Annotated in this window: 10 protein-coding genes and 3 pseudogenes; all 13 read left to right on the top strand. The window is 34.9% G+C overall.

The window, feature by feature from the left end:
- Position 1 precedes the first annotated feature (1 nt).
- The 13 genes and pseudogenes from ACE01R_RS03380 to ACE01R_RS03440 all read left to right on the top strand — a co-directional run bounded on the left by ACE01R_RS03380 (position 2) and on the right by ACE01R_RS03440 (position 20543).
- Positions 2–3205 (top strand): DEAD/DEAH box helicase, encoded by a 3204-nt coding sequence (locus ACE01R_RS03380; protein WP_395546163.1) that lies wholly within the window; start codon positions 2–4, stop codon positions 3203–3205.
- Between the two features lie 67 nt (positions 3206–3272).
- The gene (locus ACE01R_RS03385) at positions 3273–3398 is read left to right on the top strand and encodes a hypothetical protein (protein WP_395546164.1); all 126 of its coding nucleotides are present in this window, start codon (positions 3273–3275) and stop codon (positions 3396–3398) included.
- Between the two features lie 484 nt (positions 3399–3882).
- A complete protein-coding gene (locus tag ACE01R_RS03390; RefSeq protein ID WP_395546165.1) occupies positions 3883–8895 on the top strand; it encodes an AAA domain-containing protein in 5013 nt (1670 codons plus the stop codon).
- Positions 8888–10270 carry a hypothetical protein gene (locus ACE01R_RS03395; RefSeq protein ID WP_395546166.1) on the top strand — a complete coding sequence of 461 codons (1383 nt, stop codon included), beginning with the start codon at positions 8888–8890 and terminating at the stop codon, positions 10268–10270. Before ACE01R_RS03390 ends, ACE01R_RS03395 begins: the two co-directional genes overlap by 8 nt.
- 272 nt (positions 10271–10542) lie before the next feature.
- Positions 10543–10701, top strand: a pseudogene (locus ACE01R_RS03400) (transposase); the annotation flags it as partial.
- Between the two features lie 203 nt (positions 10702–10904).
- A complete protein-coding gene (locus ACE01R_RS03405) occupies positions 10905–11519 on the top strand; it encodes a hypothetical protein (protein WP_180044245.1) in 615 nt (204 codons plus the stop codon).
- Between the two features lie 15 nt (positions 11520–11534).
- The gene (locus tag ACE01R_RS03410; RefSeq protein ID WP_180044247.1) at positions 11535–13181 is read left to right on the top strand and encodes a dynamin family protein; all 1647 of its coding nucleotides are present in this window, start codon (positions 11535–11537) and stop codon (positions 13179–13181) included.
- A 10-nt stretch (positions 13182–13191) separates the two neighbouring features.
- Positions 13192–14829, top strand: a complete 1638-nt coding sequence (locus tag ACE01R_RS03415; protein WP_395546167.1) for a dynamin family protein — start codon at positions 13192–13194, stop codon at positions 14827–14829.
- Positions 14830–14948: 119 nt separating this feature from the next.
- On the top strand, positions 14949–17078 hold the full coding sequence (locus ACE01R_RS03420) for a dynamin family protein (RefSeq protein ID WP_180044251.1): 2130 nt from the start codon (positions 14949–14951) through the stop codon (positions 17076–17078).
- Positions 17079–17143: 65 nt separating this feature from the next.
- A pseudogene (locus ACE01R_RS03425) lies at positions 17144–17989 on the top strand (AAA family ATPase); the annotation flags it as partial.
- Positions 17990–18178: 189 nt separating this feature from the next.
- Positions 18179–18403, top strand: a pseudogene (locus ACE01R_RS03430) (biotin/lipoyl-containing protein); the annotation flags it as partial.
- A 106-nt stretch (positions 18404–18509) separates the two neighbouring features.
- Positions 18510–19100, top strand: a complete 591-nt coding sequence (locus tag ACE01R_RS03435; RefSeq protein WP_395546168.1) for a hypothetical protein — start codon at positions 18510–18512, stop codon at positions 19098–19100.
- A 3-nt stretch (positions 19101–19103) separates the two neighbouring features.
- Positions 19104–20543 (top strand): VWA domain-containing protein, encoded by a 1440-nt coding sequence (locus ACE01R_RS03440; protein WP_395546169.1) that lies wholly within the window; start codon positions 19104–19106, stop codon positions 20541–20543.
- Positions 20544–20646: the final 103 nt, after the last annotated feature.

Raw genomic sequence — 20646 nt, forward strand, 5'->3', positions numbered from 1 at the left:
CATGAAATTAGCATTTTGGAAAAGAAAAAAAAGTACAGAGGCTCAGCAGGAAGAACCTGTTCAATTGAATTCCAAAACTTTTACGTATGATGAAGTAGGTGTAGTTTACTCACATACAAAAAATGCTAAAACAGATGCCGATTTCTATTGGGAAAGCTTGGAAGAGGAAGAGCTTGCATACCTTATGGATGACCACTTTGTGTTGCCTTGGGAAGAGTTTTTTCAACTTCAGCAAGATTCAGAACATGAAAATGTAATTCATTTACTAAACTTTCCAACACAGACTTCTTTTCGTCCAATAATTAGAAGTGAGGGAGGGTTAAGTGACCCAGATTTCAAAATCATTTTAGATGGTTGGTTGAACGAAAATAATATTAAGGTTAAAAGTTCTATTCAGCGAGTTGGAGCTATTTTAACGATTGATGGTACAGAGCATCTCTTGAATGAACCAAGTTTTCAACTTGTCGAAAAATTAAAAGAGTTTTCACGTATAGAGAATAAAGATACGAAACAGAACCAAAAATATTGGGCAAATATCAGAAAACTGGCCAATAAGTCTAATGCAAACTTAGATGATTTTTTACGTAAGACAGTGGTTCTAGCACCTGAGAAATTACAGTTAAATCTTCGAAAAAATTTGATTGGTCAGGAGTCTGTTGTAGAAGTTCAGCCTGAATTTGATGAAGCTCCATCAAATTGGCTGAAGACGTTTGATCAATATAATAATGTTCAAGATCAGTACAGTATTAGTTTAGCTGATGGTGGAATTGCGCATGTGGTGATTGAACCTCAAGTGAAGCAAGTTCTGAATGAAATTAAAAAAATGCCGAATAGACGTATTTCTGGAGAGCGTGCACAAGCATTTTTACACAATCCATTTGCCCAACTAGGTGATGATGCAATTGACGTAATTTCACCTGAGAGTTTTGAGGAGTCAAAGCAGCAAGCAGAAATTTATACTTATACTGTGCAAATAGAAAAAAACTATGATGAGTTAAATCATTATGTTTCTGCGAAATTAGAGCTACAAGAGAATTCTGAAAGAGAAAAAAATCCTATTATATTAGAACTATACAATCTAGATCAGACTTATCATTTTATTCAAGCCTATGAGAAAAAATCGCCTATTTTTGTTTGGGCAGGGTATGAAATTGACCGATGTAGCTATTTAGATGATCAAATAGAAGAATTAAAAAGTGACCTAAATCAAATTCAAAAATATCAAGATGAACTACAAGCTCAAAAAGTATTGGATTTATCGAATTATAGCGGTCGTGTTATTGGTATTGGAGAAGCAGAAAAGCTGAACTCTGAATTTATTAAAAGAGACAGCGGGGAATCTGAATGGTTGCCACAGCATTTAATGGATTTAGAGCAGCAACTGCAATATGAAAATTTTGATGAAACCATTGAATTGCTTGAGCAGCGGATTAAGCAGGCGGAGCAAAACAGTCAAGATGAAGTTGAAATTCCATATACAGATAAAGAAGTGTCATTAGATGATGCCAAAAATTTATTAGACCGTTTATATGCTTCTAAGAAAGAAGAGCCAAAAGAGATTTTAGAAGAATCTAACGCTAATTCACAGAAAAAGAAAAAAGATACATTATTAATCGCGAATAATATTGATGAAGCAGAGTTTACAAAACAGCGAGTCAATCGCTTACTTTTTGATGAGCAGAATCCTCCATCAGCTAGATTGCCCGCTAGTTTTAGAAACCAAGAATTTAGTTTAAAGCAGCATCAAGAATATGGAGTAGCATGGTTGCAGAATCTGCACCAGCATGCGCCTGAACAAGTCAGTGGCTGTCTTTTAGCTGACGATATGGGCTTAGGTAAAACACTTCAGCTCTTATGCTTTATTGGTGAGTATCTTGAAAATGCTGAAGATAAGAAACCAGTGTTAATTGTGGCCCCAGTTTCACTGTTAGAGAATTGGGAAGCCGAAGCAAATCGATTCTTTAGTGGTAAATTTGCCAAAATATTAAGTCTATATGGTGATAATTTAAAAGATAGAAAAATTCCCAAACATTTTATCTCGGCACAGTTAAGAGAAAATCATGGTATTACCCACCTTTTAGAAGATAATTGGCGTGGTGATGCTGACATTGTTTTAACAACCTACGAGACAATGCGTGATCTAGAATTTTCTTTAGCTAGAGAAGACTGGAGCATAATGGTTTGCGATGAAGCCCAAAAGATTAAAGTTCCTACAGCAATGGTGACGAAGGCTGCAAAAGCACAAAAAGCAGATTTTAAAATTGCGTGTACAGGTACTCCAGTAGAGAACTCTTTAACCGATCTTTGGTGCTTGTTCGATTTCATTCAAGAAAACTTATTAGGTCCTTTAAATGAATTTGGTAAAAACTATCGCAAACCTATAGAAAATACTGAAAATAATGATGAAGTAGCACTATTAAAGCTTCGTGAGTTAATAGCCCCTCAAGTCTTACGAAGAATGAAACATGATGTCGCAGATTTACCCGCTAAAACTGAGGTAGATCACTGTAAAAATATTGAAATTTCATTATTGCAAAGACAATTATATATTGATGTGGTTAACCGCTTTAAAAAATTGTCCGCAGAAGGTAATCAGGGGGCGATGCTAACTTCTTTACATAGTATGAGAATGATCTGTGCTCATCCATTACAGTTTCAACCAAATGCTACTTTAAGTGACTCTCCAAAAGTAAGTTGGTTAATCGAAACTTTAGAATCTATCAAGCAAAAAAATGAAAAAGTCATTATTTTTACTGAATTTAGAGATATTCAAGTATTTCTTAAGCGAATTCTTCTGGAGAGATTTGGCTTAAACGTTACAACAGTCAATGGTGATTCAAATACGAGCAGTAAAAAAGGCTTAACACGGCAAAACTTGATTGATAAATTTCAAGAAAAATCAGGGTTTAATATCATTATCTTATCTACTACTGCAGTAGGATTTGGTGTTAACATTCAACGTGCTAATCATGTCATTCATTATACACGTAGTTGGAATCCAGCTAAGGAAGATCAAGCGACTGACCGTGCGTATCGTATTGGGCAAGATAAAGAAGTTTTTGTTTACTACCCAACAGTTGTAACAGATGAATTCAAGACTTTCGAAGTAAAGTTGGATCGACTTTTATCAAGTAAAAGAGAGTTAGCTGATGATATGTTAAAACCAAATGTGGATCTAGGTCGTGAATTAATCAAATTAATTTAAATGTTTGGCATTTGAATCAGTTAAGTCTAAGGTGAAAATACGTTAGGTTTTATAGAGGGATTATTTGATGGCTAAAAAATTTTCAGAACTACGAACGAAAATGAGTAAGGAAGCTCAAGATAAATCACGTACCTTGGCTCAAAAAATGCTTAATGAACTTGTTAAATCTAAAGCCGGTAATTCTAGGAAATGATGTTAGATTCCTCTAAAATGAATGAGCTCTTTTTAAGCCTCATCTAACTAAAGATTACAGTAGTAATCTTTAGTTCCTAAAATTTTACTCGGGTAAAAATGGGTTAAACATTTTTATTGTCATCAACCTATATAAGAAACCAGCTTTGATTTCAACTTCCACCACTTTTACTTTTAACTTCGGTGATTTATGGGAGGATTACTGGGATTACCAAATCTGTTAAAACTAAATAACCCAAATAAAAGATATTTAAAATAATACTTTACTTTTAATTTGATTTTGAATATTTTTCACACATACAAAAAATAAACCCAGTAGGGTTGAGGGCTGATATTAAAAAAACCACCTAATTTTTGAGCTAAAGCAATATGTATTGCTCTAAGCCAATAACCATATACCAAACTTTATATATATTCAGAACTATCTAAATCTAATTAAATTATTGAATTTGATTGATTTTTTATGTGTTTTTTGTGGGATATTTATGTCTTTAATTATTAAAACTCAAGCAAATGGTATTCATCAACACGAAACTAAAGCATTAACTAAGATTAGAGAAGCTTTTAGCGTAGAAGATGAAATGAGAAAAGTGAGTCCTTGGTATGGTTATGCAGGCTATACCTTGGTGGATCAAATCTCAAAAAAAGAGGGGGAATTCGATCTAATTTTAGTGACCAATAGTGTCCTGATTATTGTTGAACTGAAAGACTGGAATGGAAAGTCGATCAAGACAGCTGATGGCAATTGGTATATGGATGATCGTGATATGGGTGTGTCACCAGTTTCTTTGACACGCCAAAAACAATTCATTCTTATGAATAAATTAAAGGTATTAAAAAACAAATTTCAGGGTAATTCAGGTTTTGTACCTAGAGTTCATTTTTATGTTGTTATGTGCGGAAAAGTTAATTTCTCTGGCTTGCCTGATGAAGATCTAAATCACGTAATAAGCCTAGAAAAGTTTCTAAAATTTGCCACCAAAAATAATTTTAATAAAGAGTTCAAACCACACCCACAAGCTCAACATCTATACAAAGATTTTGAATTAATCGATAAGATTTTCACAAGCAAAAACAACCCGCCTAAAAAGGTTGTTGTGCATAAATATAAACAGGACGATGAGCTTATCTCTCACCCTAAGAAGCTTTATGTGGAGTATGAGGCGACCTCTACAATATCTCGTTCTGACAAAGCGATTATAAGACAATGGCAATTCGCAAATTTTCATAATTTGAGTATTCAATCTCCTAAACTTAGAGCTCATTTACTGAATCATGAGCGTGTTATCAGTGCTGAGTTTAAGCAAAGTAACCATTTATATAACACGGCACTTGTTCCTTTGATCATGCCAGAGGAAGATCAAATCACTCAACAATACAATGAGTTGGTTGAATATCGCCAAAGTCATCTTCGATTCAATGACTTCATAACTACAATTAGCCACAATCTAAGTGAAGAAGATAAACTAGATTTAATACAAATTTTATTAAGCAAATTTTCTGAAATGCACAAAATTGGCGTTTCACATGGAGATATTAATGCACATTGTATTTGGATCTCACCTCAAAAAGAGGTAGGAATTTCTCACTTTTTAACAGCTGATACTAAAAGTATTGATAATAATATTCGTGAATTACAACCCGAACTGTCTTTTTTAAATGATACGTCTTGCTCAAAGTTTGAGAATGTTTCAATGTTTAAGAAAGATACTTATATGCTTGCTGTTTTAGCATGGCATTTATGGTCGAATATTCGGTTAACGTCTAAGTCACTGAGCAATATTAGTGTTGAAAGTTCACACTGGATAGGTGATCTAGTTAAAAAGGCTATCAATCTAGAAGTTGAAGATGCAACCCAATTGCTACGCCTGTTCAATACCAATAGACCAGTACAATCAGTTGAGTTTAGCGCTGATCCGACATTATTAGAACAATACATTACGACGGATAGAATACATAAAGCTTATCCAGAGGATTATGAGCTGTATGAAGATGAGGAACCTGACGTTATTTTATATCGCTCAGGTGATTTGCTCGTTAAAGAATGGTCGGATGTACATATAGAGGATTTTACATCGAGTGCCATTCTCAAATATCAGCATTTCTTTGAACGTATTAATGAGACAGTCGAGCAGAATTTACCTTATTTACCAAAGCTTGTAAGAGTTGGCATTTCTACTAAGTCGAGATCCTTGTTTATCGTCAATGAATATCAAGATGGTTTTAGAGCCAATGAAATTAATACGACAAATGAGACCCGACTATTGTTGGCTGCCAACTTAATTGAAGCAATTCTTCATTTGCAGAAACTTGGTTTACCTATTGGTAGAATTTCTAGTTTCAATGTTCTATTCAATTTAGAAGAAAACAGTTTTGTATTTAACGACATCATAGATATAAACCATACAGTAGATCCTGAATGTGAATACTATCCTGATCACATTGATAACCCAACGAGTGAACAGTGCCAAAACTTCGCAATCATGAAATTAGTATGTGACATCCTAGATTTCGAGATTGGTAAAGATAGCACTGACTTTAGATGGATTAGTGACGCTGTTAAATTAGAGCTTGAAGAAAATGAATATCCTCTAGGGGATCTTAACCGGTTATTGGATAGTATTGAAACTGCTCAAGGTAATAGTGATACGCCAACTATTCGAGTGCCTGTGCCAGATAAGTTTAATGAACTTACAATTTACGGCGACAATAAACGTGTATATGTGTCATTAGAAAAGGGTCGTAATGCCAAAGACATTGTTGTTAAAATGCAAGGTATTGGTGGCTCTATACAATTTATTTTAGATCCTGAAAGTAAAAGTATTAAATTTATCACTGGTGTCCGTGAGTCGGATGTGGTGCCACACTACATTGTAGATCAAGCTGTACTAGAGATTAATGTAGCTCTAGATGTACAACATGCAGTTGGCCGTTCAGATTATTCAGATCTTTCTAATTTTCTTTTTGGACTTGAAGAATTTGTAACTGCTATTGATGATGTTCTTGCAAGTCAATTAAATGATCAAGAAGAAAGTGTTGATTCTCAAATTTTATCGGGTTTAGAACAAAATATTAATCCTGATGTACGGTTAATTTTAGATCAATATTCAAATGACCTCACTGATGAGGTTAAAAATTTAGCTGCATTGAATATTGATACTAGAAAGCTATGGAAAGCAATTTTAGAAACGGAGACAGAGGCGTTACCTTATATCATTTTATCGCAACCACTACAGTTTGTTGATAATAAAATTTATATCGCACGCTATGAAGATGACAATGATGTATTAGACAAATTCCCTAAAGACTCAATCATCAGCCTGATCCATAAAACTATTGATTTTAATGGTGACGACAGGGAATTCCGTGTAGGGGACATTGATATTCAACACTCTTTAGCAGGTGAGTTGCGAGTAAAGGGTGTTAAACATGCGGATAAAATTAAAGTAGGTGAGGTCTTATACCTACGCACGAAAGCGGATAAGTCATCATTCTTAAAAAGAAAAAATGCTCTAGAACAGATTCTCAGACGGCAATCGGATATACCGAATTTAGTTGATTATTTTGAACCTGACTCAAATATCAATCCTATTTGTTATGACATTGAGGTAACAGACCAAGATTTTGAGAGATATGATCAAACAGATCAAACGGGCAAGGTGGTTGTTAGTCTGAATGATTTACAACGAAAAGCTTTTCGTAAACTTATCAACTATGGTCCAGTTTCTATTCTCCAAGGTCCCCCAGGTACAGGTAAAACGGAGTTTATTGCTGCATTCGTTCATTACCTATTCGAGAAGCAGAACGTCAATAATGTATTGATGGTTAGTCAATCACACGAAGCTGTGAATACAGCTGCCGAGCGAATTAGAAAACATTCTAACCGCTTGAATACGCCGTTGGAGATTGTTCGTTTCAGTAATAGAGAAAGTGCAGTATCGAATAACTTAAAAGATGTTTACTCAGACTCGATCATTTCAACACATAAAAATCTGTTTTTAAGTGAAATGGAGCAACGGATTTTATCTTTAAGTCAGTCCATTGGTGTTGATCGAGAATACTTAGCATGTGCCTTGTTCTTAAAAGTGCAATTATTTGGGCATTTATCAAGAATGTTGGTTTCAAGCGAATTGCCAGAAGAAAATCTAATCTCAAAAACTGAGTGGAATAAACTAGCCGACAAGCTTATTGAAAGACTCAAGGGCTATTCACCTGAGCTGTATTCATCATTGGTAGGTTTAAATAGCCGTCAAATTTTAGATCGTGAAAATCAAATTTGGCAGATGTTAGATGATGCTTTTGAAGTGCATGGTAAAGCTGCCAGTAACGCTAAAGCACTTGTAAAAATTGCGTTTGATTACGATGAGTTAATAGATAGTCCAAATGCAAATTATGAAACATATCTTTCAAAAACCCGTCAATTTGTTTGTGGTACATGTGTGGGAATAGGACATCATTCGATAGACATCGCTAACCAATCATTTGATTGGGTCATTATTGATGAATCAGCGAGATCAATTTCGTCTGAATTAGCTATTGCAATGCAATCGGCTAAAAGAATCCTGTTAGTTGGTGATCATAAACAATTACCGCCACTCTATTCACCGGAACATGCAAAAGCACTTGGTCGTAAATTAGGGGTCTCTAAAAATCGTATTGAGGCTAATCTAAAAAGTGATTTTGAGAGATTGTTTAACTCACCTTATGGTAAGACAGTTCAAGGAAAGCTTTTGGTTCAATACCGTATGGCACCGGCAATTGGGGAAATGGTATCTGCTTGTTTCTATGATGATGAACTAAATACTGGTGTTATCGAACCTTTAGGTCATTCTCACCAAAAAGATATGGTACGCATGGTGCCACATATCTATCAGCAATCTACCGTTAAAGAATTACGCTCAACTGTCACATGGGTAGATACCTCAGAGAAATTCAGTGATGGAGTGGGTACTACATTCTTCAATAAACACGAAGCTCGTAAAATTATTGATTTGTTAGAGCGTATACATGCAGATGAACAATTATTGAAAGAGCTAAAAGACAGATCTAAGCCGAATGAGCCACCGATCGGCATTATCTGTATGTATGGGGAACAAAAACGTCATTTGAGGAAGCAGTTCAACTCTAAGTCTTGGAATGAGGATTTTAGGAACCTAGTGAAAATTGATACGGTAGATAGCTATCAGGGTAAAGAGAATAGAATAATCATTCTGTCCATTACTCGTAACAGTGAAGATAACAAAATCGGTTTCATGAAAATGCCAAATCGAATCAACGTTGCCTTATCAAGAGCTATGGATAGATTAGTTATATTTGGTGCATCAAGATTGTGGAATATGCCAAAGCATCAAGAAACTCCATTGGGTGAAGTTTTTAGCTATATCAATGAGCGATTAGGAGATAAAGATCACTATCAATATATAGCTGATCCTAAATTAGAAACAAGACGACACGCTAAGACTGGAAATAATTCACGTAGAGGAATCACTCATGACTAATTACAGCATTCCATATCATGATGTGGATATCCTAATCCCTGCGCAACGCTTTGAAGTTAAGTTTAATTATACATCAAGTCAAATGCCAAATTTCATTGACTCAATGATTATGAGATTACTTCGTATTAGCCCAATGTCAGCAGATAGTGTTGCCAATTTTTTAGGGTTGAATCAAAGAGAATCCAGAATAGTATTGGATCAACTTATTACAAATAATGAAATTGAACTAAAAAAGGACGATTTATTCCATCTAACAAATAAATCAATGAAATATTTCACAACTGTAGACTCAATACCTAAAGTGGCATCAATTCTGGAGCATACTCAAAATTTGATGTATGAGTTAACTAATTTCAATTTCATTCCGGAAAAGCCTGACAATAATATGTATGGTTTGAAATTAATCGCTTCAAACTCGAATGCTGCAAACAGTGAAAACATTGTGCGTGATAAATTCCAGAAGCAATTTTACCAACTTGTAGAAGATGAGGTCATAACACTAAAAAAAATGGATGGTAGACCAAGCATCTATAAGATGGGTACGGTTAAGAAAGTCAAAGACTGCACGGTACGTAAATCCCTTGACCTTAATATTGATGCCAATGCAGAACCACAAGCAATTAAAGTTTTTGACTCTATTATGAGTGAAGAACTTAGAGAAAAAACTTATCAGGTTTTAGGTCAAAGTAAGAAAGGGAACAATATTAAAGACATCGTAGATAATCTAGATGGATTTGAAGAATTTAACTTACAACAATATTTTAAAGATGGGCGTTTCTTGGCATCGGTAGCACTATTCAATAGTTTAAATATTATTGAAAGCTCAGGAGATGAAAGTAATCATCAGTTTATAGGACCATGTTATAGCCAAGGTAACGCAAAACTTATTCTCAATAAAATTAAAGAGATTATTGCAACCGGTCGTCTAGTTCAGAATATTTATTGGTTGGCACCGGATGATGCCTTTTGGGGAAAATCACTTAGATTTAACACTTTTGTTGGTGCTTTGGGACAGCTCAAGAACAAACAAAATGTTGAATTAAAGCTAAAGTGCTTTTTGCCTATGAATAATGAGCAAGATAAAGCATCCATTATTAATTACCGCAAAATCATTGCAAAAGACCATCAGAAATATTTCTATGGAATTAAAGAGGGTTTGCTAGCTGGAAACTTTGAAATGCTTGTTGTAGAAAACGAATTTGCAGTGGTAATTTTGCATGTCTTAGATTCAGAAGCTGAACACCTGACCAGTTTTCCAATAGGTTCAATGAGTACCAATAAGAGTATGGTAAACAGCTTGGTGAATTTGTTTGATGCTTGGCAACGACCAAAAGAGGAAAATGGGATAAGTTTTGGTCCAATGTTTAAGAAGTAGATTCAGTTGAATGATGCAAAAGTTATTTGATTTATGTATTTGCTAGAATCTTAAAACTGTTATTCAAAATTTTAGATCCCCTGATCGTAAGCATCCGCTGAGCCCCACTTTTTCTAACCCATTAATATCGCGATAGTGTCCACTAAATTAAGTGGACACCTATTTATGGATTTAAAGACAGTTATAGGTAAGAATCCGGCTAACTCATCTTACCAAGCTATCCTATAAGCCTTAATTTAGTTCCCACTTAAAAACAAGTGGGGACTTAGTCCATGAGCATGGATATATATTCTGCAACACCTCCCGTTACTAATCCTAATGCTTCGATCGCCTCGGTCGCACTGAAGCATGGTCTTAATGCCAACCTCGTCAGTCGTTGGATCAGGAACTTTCATCATCATGATGGTGTCGTGCAGTATCCTGCTCATGTTAAAGGACTTCACACGTATTACGATGCATTGAGACAAAACTGACTTAAGTTGTGCTGATAGTATTTATCTTTGTACGAGCGTAATCAATTCGCGTAATTCTCAATATATCCTAGTCAAACTGTGTCGCACTTGATTAAAATTTTACTCAAAAATATAAATAAAAAATATATACTTAAGATATAAATTTAAGATCTGAGATTAGAATGAGCCACGAGTCATCGAAGGTTATTACCCGTCAATGGATGATTATTCAGTTTTTATTAAATAGTAAATATGTTAGTACAACAGAAATCGAAAAGCATTTACATGCTAAGGGGATTACGACAACCCAACGAACAATTCAGAGGGATTTAAATTTATTGGAAACCCTTTTCCCTCTTGAGTGTCGTCGAGATTGTATGCCTTATAACTGGCGGTGGAAAAAAGTGGAACAATCTGTGAAAGGTCTAAGCTTGTCACAGGCATTAATTTTAAGACTTGTAGATGAACAATTAAGTGATATTTTACCTGAGCATACACAGCAAGAACTATTACCATTATTTCAGAAAGCGAGATTGATCACGTCTAACACTGTTTACTCAGATGATGAATCAAGTCTGCTGGATATTTTGACTAAAGACAGAAGAAGAGGCGTTGGCTTAGTACAACCTTCTATGATGCAGGAATTTGCTGTAGGCGTGAGTAGTAAAATTACCCGAGTTTATCAAGATATCTTTAATAATGAAGATAGAGAAATCAAAAAGAGCTTAAAAACATTAGTCACCATACTTGAATCATATGAAATGCCTGAATTGGCGAATGCACTACAAATGAAATAAGGAATAAATACGTTCATGTTTAAAATTCAACACGAAATTCACTCAAATTTTTCATCTCTTGAAAATTTATATCAAAATTACCAACTCGATACCAAACAGTTAAATGAACTTCTACCACAAATTGAAGATTTTAAATTACGTGTACCTTTGATTGGGGCATTTAGTGCAGGTAAATCGACTTTAATTAATACGTTAATTGAGACTAAACTTTTATCAACTGCCATTAAACCAGAAAGCAACTTAGCTACTGAAATTAGTTTTCATGATCAAGAAGATATACGTATTGCTGGTTATATTGATGACATATGGATACGTGATTTAAATAAAGCAGAACTGAAAGCTCAAGAGTTTGAAGGTTTATATCCAGATGGCCATATTAGAGTTGTCTTAAATCATCCCTTTTTAAACCGAATTCCACATTTATGCTTAGCAGATTTGCCTGGGTTAGAGTCCAAATCAGAAGCGCATATGCAGGCCATTCATAATTATATTGGGCGTAGTCTAGGTTATATCATTGTAGTGAGTAGTGATGAAGGTACTTTAAAAAGCAGTATTAAAAAGTTTTTACAAGAATTAGCCCTTCACAAAGCACCTGTAGTGATTGTCATTAATAAAAGTGATAAGCGCTTACCTGAAGATATTGACGCGATTAAAAAACAGGTCAATGAAGAAGTAAAAAAATTACTTAAAAGTGATAATTATTTTGAAGTTGTCAGCGCCTCAAGAAACCAAGAAAATGTTGAATTAAAACAGGTACTTTATCATCTGGAAAAACTAAGTGAACAGCGCTTTAAAGATACTATTATGGTTAAGTTTAATCATCATATAGATAATTTATATACACATTTAACCATTTTGTTAAATCAGGACAATTTGGATGAAGAAAAACTACAACAAAAAATCCAACAGCTTAAACAAGAACATCAACAGATTACAGCTAAGCTTTCACAAGAAAAGCAAGTTATTCAGCAACAATTACCACGTGTACTTGATCAAGTATTACAACATGTTAAAAACCGTTTAAATGGAGAATCTGATCAATATGCACGTCTATTAATTGCACAACAAAGTCTTGAACATGAAGTTAATTATAGTGTGCGTATGGCAGTTACAGAAGCATTAGAACAGTATTATCAGCCTGTTATTGAAAAATATATTCATCGTGTTGAGAATGAGTTACCTAAATTAAGTATTAACGATACTTTTCATTTTGAACAGGAGTTGGAAAGTAATGAGTTTTTAACTGTAGGCTTAACGAGTTTGATGAGTTTATTACCTATCATCTTTAAAGTTGTACCATGGGGAGCTTTAGTGGTACCGATTCTTGGGGCTTTATTAAAGGCCTTTATGAATAAGGCAGAAAAAGAACAACAGCGTGAACAGCAACGTCAACAGGCGGTAGATGCTGTTCAATCTCAAGTTATTCCACAGATTCTTGAGCAGGTTCGTTTAAGTATAAAAACTGTTTTAGACCAGCAATTTCAGCATGTCAGTGAACAGGTTGAGCAGCAAATTAAAGATAAAGTCGAACATCTAGACCATGCTTTAGTCAAGCTCATGCAGGATTTACAACAAAACCAACAACAGCGGTTAGTTCAAATTGAACAGTATCGAAAAGATTTAAATTGGCTTCAAACACTAAAACAGAAATTAGCTGCTTAAGGCAAAATGGATGAATGACTTATCGATGCTTACCCAGTTGAATAACGTGAACAAAACGTTTTCTAATTTTTTGAAAAAAATACAAAAATCTAATGCTGCTCTTAATACATACAGTATATTTACGGATTTTGAAAATGAACTAGAAAATTTTTATAGAATTTGTGCAGTACCTGAGTTATCTACCAAGTCCATCGTTGGACTTGGTGGTGCATTTAGTGCAGGGAAATCTAGTCTTTTAAACTGTCTTTTAGGACAAAAAATCTTAAGTGCACAAATCAATCCAACCACTTCTCTACCAACCTATTTAATTCATGCTGAGGAATTAGAGATCCAAGCTATTCAAAATGAGGGGATCAAGCATTCAATTAGCTTAGAGCAATTGAAGAAAATGACACATCAAGTACCTGAGCATTTGAAAAAATTAGCTCAAAATACTCACCTTGTAGTGGTAAAACAGCCTCGATTGTCATGGCATCAATTGGCCTTTTTAGATACGCCAGGTTATAGCAATAGTAATACTAGTCACCAGAATACTAGTGATTCTGAAATTGCTAAAGTTCAGTTGAATCGTGCGCAACATATCATTTGGGTGATTTCCGCTGATCAAGGTGTAATTTCTCAATGCGATATTGATTTTTTGAAAACCTTAGACGTGACAATTCCTAAATTGATCGTTATTACACGTGCAGATAAAAAGCTACCTGAAGATTTGGAATCAATTAAATTACTGACGGCCCAAACCTTAACCCAGCATCAATTAGAATATCTTGATGTTTTAGCTTTATCTACACGTCAATCACAGGACTTTGATTATGCCAAGCTCGATCAGTACTTAAAAAATTGGAATAAAAAAATTACTTCATATGCTGTATTTGATCAATTTTCTCTACTATTTAATCAGCTTGAGCAACAGCTAAATACTCTTGATTTGAAAGTGGAACTCGAACTGATACAGAAACAGATATTTGAAAGTATTTATCAACTTGGGCAAGTCTCACAGTTAGATCTGGAAAAGCCTTGGAAGCAATACCTTAAACAACAAAATAGTATCGAGCTCAAACGCCAAGAGATTTTGCAAAAATACCAAGCAGAACTAGAGCAAGAAACAAAACGTCTAGAGCAACAATGTAAATTACAAGAGAGCCAAAAGCAGCAAGGACAATTACAAGACCTCATTAGTAAAGCCAATCAAATTAAACAACAGCTCACACAACCAACTAAACGTAGCTTAGATGAATTACTTGATCAATACCCGGATGACATCAGGGCACCTAAAGCAGGAGCTTACCTTGGAAGTGATTTAAATCGAGTTCGAAAAAAAATAGAAAGTGCAATTAAATCGTATGCTTATGAAGGGGATGGGGATTATGGAAAATATAATGATGATCCCTTACTGCTGATTGATACAACAACATTATTTAAAAATGCCGAACAAGGTTTATATCTCACTCATTCTGAATTGTATTGTAAGGACATCTTTTCAAAACGGTTTGTGATTCGTTTAAATCTAATTCGGAATATTAGATTTGATACCAATGAAAGCAAATTATATGTCAATTCTGAAGAAGTGCTTTATATACCTCAAAATGATCTAAAACGAGCTGTACAGTTTTTAGCAAGGGTTTTGAAAATCTATATTGAACAATGATTTATGGAATTTAATTAAGTTGGTCAAACTATGACGAACTCATGTTGTTAAGAGATTTTAGTTTGTGTGTAATCACATATACTAAAAAGAAATATTTTATATATTGTAATGAGAAAATGATGAAAATTGAACAATATGCTGATAATTTAGACCAACTTTGTAATACATTAGTATCTTGGGCACCACGTTTTACAAATAATGAAATTAACGACATTATCTCTTTAAGAGATGCTTTAAAACTAGATGTCACACGTTTTGAACAAGACCAGCAAACGCTGAATATCGCTATTATGGGACAGGTTAAAGCAGGGAAAAGCACCTTTTTAAACGCTCTGTTATTTAATGGCAAACCTATCTTACCGACAGCAGCCACTCCGAAAACTGCTAATCTTACGCGTATCAGTTATGGTGAAATTCCTGCTTTAGAAGTTGAATATTATAGTGTTGAAGACTGGAATAGTATTGAGCAAACTGCACAATCCCAAGATAGTTCAGATGATGTAAAAGTTGCAAAAGAACTGGTATCGATGATTGAAAGTTCAGGGATCGATCCTTATCCCATTTTACAACAGCAGCAACAGCGTATTGAAGCTAACAACTTAGATGATTTAATGGAGATTCTAAACCAATATGCAGGTAATGATGGTCAATACACAGCTTTAGTCAAAATGATACGTTTGTATCTACCCAATGATGAACTTAAAGGTTTTGATGTGATTGATACGCCAGGAATGAATGATCCTGTCATTAGTCGTACCCAAAAAACCAAAGAAGAAATGGCACGTTGTGATGTAGTATTTTTCTTATCACGTTCAAGTCAATTTTTAGATGGATCTGATATTCAGTTATTAACTGAACAATTACCTCATGGTGGTGTGGAACGTATCCATCTTGTTGCAGGGCAATATGATAGTGCCATCCTAGATGATGGTTACGATCATGAATCTTTGGCAGATTGTGAACAAAATATTCAGACTATACTACAAGAAAGAGCAGTCAAGGAGTTAGGCCAACTTGCGGAAGATAAAAAAAATAAAGGTAGTAATCATTTAGCAGAACTTTTAACAGATTTAGTCCATCCCGTTGTATCTAGTACTTTTGCTTATGGTTATGCCAATTGGCCAAAAGAACAATGGGATCGTAGTATGCAACATAGCCATCAACAACTTGTTAATTTAGCCGACAGCACATGGTCAAGCGAATTTACCCAACAAGATTGGCAACGTATTGCTAATTTTGAAACTCTACGTCAACTGTACCAGCAAGCTCGAGAGGAAAAAGTCAAGATTTTAGAAAGCAAGAAACAAAACTTACTTTCTAATTGCCAAGAGAAACTTAATGATTTACTCAATCATTTGAATGATGTTATTCAACAGCGGACTCATCAATTACAAAAACAAGATCTTGCACAATTACAGCGTATACAGAATCAACTGAGTAAACATATCACAGTGATTTCAAGCAGACTTGAGAAACATATTGCCAAAGAGCTTAAAGAGGTCAGTAAGCTCAGAGCGCAAATCAGTAAAGATTTAGAAAAAGGTATAAAACAGCATAATCGGTTAAGCACCTATACAGGTACTGAAACACACCAAGAATCTTATGAAGTGAGCACCTCAAAATGGTATAAACCTTGGACATGGGGCGACACGGAAACATGTTATCGAAACTATACTACCAATTATCAATACTTATCTTCATCAGATGCGGTAGAGCAAGTCACTCAGTATGTTCAAACATGTAAGGTTGATATTCAATATCAATTTAACCAACTGATTAATTTAGATAAATTAAAATTAGATCTACGTATTTCTTTGACTGATGCTTTAAACCAAGCACAAAATGACTTTGATGCCAATCAATTTAAAAACATTCTAGATAGTGTTATTCGTCAGTTGAAGTTGCCTTCGCTTAACTTGAATATTGCTAATCCAAATCAAATGATTAGCAAACATTTTAAAGGTAAAGTACGGTCACAAGATGATATACAAGCCTTAAAAAATAGCTTAAGCCAGGCGTTACAACAGGTTTTCCAGTTACTTAAAGAACAATTTAATCAATCCTCTCTAATTGTTGAACAAAATTTGCAGTCTGTGCATCAACAATTAGAGTCAAAATTGACTGACGGGTTAGCTGCAGAACTTGATCAAATTAAACAAGACTTTGAAAGTAAACAGGAAGCTTTACAGCAATACCAACAATTGCAACAGCTTATTTTGCCTCATATTACAAACACTAAAGTTGCCTAACCCCATTGTAAGAGGAGGAGGCTATATCTCCTTCTTTGGTATTGCTTCTTAAGGATAATAATGCTGTGATCTCAACAGAACTATTTAATAAACTTCAACGTATTCAAACTCAATTGATGCATGGTTTAATTGAACGAGAACAAACGATTAAGCTGACACTGCTTGCAGCTCTAGCAGGTGAACATATTTTGCTAATCGGCCCACCTGGCACAGGGAAGAGCTTAGTCTCACGCCGTCTTCACTTGGTTTTTCAGGAAACACCTTATTTTGAACGACTCTTGACCAAATTTTCAGTGCCTGAAGAACTTTTTGGACCTTTGTCGATTCAGGCTTTGGAACAAGATAAATATACTCGTCTAACCAAAGGTTATTTGCCCCAAGCATCAATTGCATTTTTGGATGAAATTTTCAAAGCCAACAGTGCCATTTTAAATGCACTGTTAACTTTATTGAATGAACGTGAATTCGATAATGGTGTGATCAGAGAAAAGGTGCCATTGATTTCAGTCATTGGAGCAAGCAATGAACTGCCTGAAGATGGCAACTTGAGTGCCTTATATGACCGTTTCTTATTTAGGCAGTATGTTGAACCTGTAAGTAAATCAGGTTTTAAACAGTTGTTGACGATGCAATCCATAGATGATGAGCTATCTGTTGAGCAGTTGTCTTATGACGAACTCAAATACATTCAACAATACGCTAAAAAGATTGAATTATCTGCTGAGGCTCTTCAATTTTTAATGGAGTTGAGAAAATGGTGTGCAGAAAATCAGATACAGGTTTCTGACCGACGTTGGCGTAAAATTGTGAGTATGCTGCAAGTTTCGGCATATACCAATGGTCAAAGTCAGGTCACAATATGGGATTGTTGGTTAGTTCAACATTGTATTTGGGAAAAGCCTGAGCAGATTGAATTGGTCGCAGGGATGTATGAACAATATTGTGGTAAGTCGGTGGTAAATCTACAAAATTTGATTACAGTTGTTGGAGTATTGGAAAAAGAGGCTGAAAAATTGCCTAAATATGCTGCAAATACAATGAAAGACACCACTATCAATGCAACTAGTCAAAAAGATCAAAATGTAATTAATAGTGAGTTAATCGAAATTCCTACACCTGTTTTTCCTGATTCAATTGAGGATGGAACAATTGCAACATGGCATGTAGAAGTCGGGGATAAAGTAGAAAGAGATCAAGTTATTTGTGATATTGAAACAGATAAGGTGGTTTTAGAGGTTGTAGCTCCGCAGGAGGGCGTACTTTATGCAGTTCTCAAAGATGAAGGTGAGACAGTATTATCCAAAGAAAAAATTGCCGTACTTGAACTTACAAGTCAATCTATTGTAAATACAAAGGATCAAACATCTGGCCCAAGAACTATTGGTGATTTAATCAGAGCACAAATGAATAATTAAATAAGGAGAGTCAAAGATGGGATACTGGGCTTCGGTAGGTAATGGTTTGAATTCAGCAGTTAATGATTCTGCTTTAGGGGAAGCTGTCTGGATGAAATTTAGTGGAAAAACAGCAAATTTAGCAAAAAGATTAGCAACATATTACAAGACTGAGACTCATATAGAGCATGTATTACAACAGCTTCAAGATTTTATTAATGCAATGGATAAAAATCTGAAACCGAGTGATGATGAAGTTTTTAATGCAATAGTCCATGCCTATATCACAAAAAATAGTCAATATCCTGAGAAGTTTGATACATATATTGCTATGCAATATTTTAATCAGGCAGATCAAAAGAAAGACTATTTAGAACGGAAAAATTCTGAATGGTTCAACCAGAAAATTAATGAAGTCGAAAAACATCTTGAGCGTATTAGTCTAGTCAAACTGCAACTCACAAAAAATCTCAAAGAACTTGAAAGTCAGGGAGAAGGCCATCTATGGATCGATCATGAATTCATTGACCCTGCGTTAGACACATTAAAAGGCAGTCTCACTCAAGTGCAAGATATTGAAAATCGTATGTTTATCTTAAAATCTACATATCAGGATTATCAAGGCTAATATATGGAAAATACAGTCGCTGCTGATTTTTTAGAAGATCAGTATTCATTTTTGGATGATTGTCCTTCTGATCTTTTGGAAGAAGTGATTTGTTCAACCGTAGGCACGCTTGAACAGCGCAGCGATACCATGCAGCGATGGTATAAGTATTTTATCTTGGGTGAAATCCCTCGAAAACCTGAGTGGCTGCCAAAGCATATTTCCGATGTCGTACAGCAGCAAATTGTGCAGTCAGGAATTGCACCTTTTTTGAAAGATCAGCATGAGCTGACGATTGAGTTCTTAAAACATGTCATATTGCAATGGCAAGTGATTCAATCTGAATATCAAGAAAAAATGCAAAAATGGCTGCAGGATAAAATTGCGAATGCGAAACAAAGCAATGAACCATTTGAGTCTTCTGAAGTGGCACAAGATTTCGACTTTAAATATTCAGGTGAATTGGTTATTCATAACTCATGGAATGAGCGATTAGAGGCATGGAAACAGCTAAACAGTGTATTCGGCGATTTAAGCCAAATGCTTGGGCGTGATGTGGATATTACCAAAGGTATCCTTAAACATCAGCATTGGAAACATATTAAAAGATTGCAAAAGTTACTACAACGCATTGATGAGTTTAAAAAAATCATAGATGCTTTGGGGCGGCTGCAGGAAAGTATTGAAAATGAAGAAGAACTTGAAAGCTTTTTTGAGAGTATTTCTCGTGTTGTGGAAGAGATTCAAGAAAAAATCGTTGATTATATTCCTGAAGAAATGTCTGGCATTGAGCGTAGTGGCAGTATAAGCCGCATGCTTCCACAGGAAGCATTATTTCTAGGTCACTCAAAGTTAAAAATGTTATGGCATGCAAAACGCCATGAACAGGCTTTATTAAGCTACAAAGTTCAAGGTGTAGAAATTGAAAAAACATGGGTAGATATAAGTGAGCAACAAGAGGTTAGAAAACCTCGACCACGTTTTGATCGTGGTCCGATGCTCATTGTAATTGATACGTCTGGTTCGATGAGTGGCACGCCAGAAATCATTGCTAAAGCATTAACATTACAAGCTGCAAAAACCGCACATGCAGAAAAGAGAGCATGTTACTTATATGCATTTGGTGGGCAAGGACAAAGAATTGAGCATGATTTAAAGTTTACTCAAGATGGTATTCCAAAATTACTAGAGTTTTTGGGCTATTCTTTTGGTGGTGGGAATGATATTGAAACCGTTGAGTATGCTGTTAGACGATTAGAACAAGAACAATGGAAAAAAGCTGATGTAATGATTGTGAGTGATGGTGAATGGAGAGCTTCTTCTCATATTGAACAGATTGTAAAATCTTCTGCGGAAAAGGGTGCTCGTTTCCATGGGGTACAAGTTAGTGGCAATGGGCAAGGGTTAAAACAGTTATGCAACAGTACTTATAGCTTTAAAAACTGGGATAAAATTAAAAAATAAACACAGGATTAATTGTAAATTATTTGATGATGTTAATTGTAAAGTTTAAGATGGAATATCATTGTGGAATGTGCCGATTCGAGACTGGCGTTTAGCTATGAGC

Origin of the sequence: Acinetobacter sp. BSP-28 (genome assembly GCF_044130285.1) — a bacterium.
Classification (GTDB): Bacteria; Pseudomonadota; Gammaproteobacteria; order Pseudomonadales; family Moraxellaceae; genus Acinetobacter.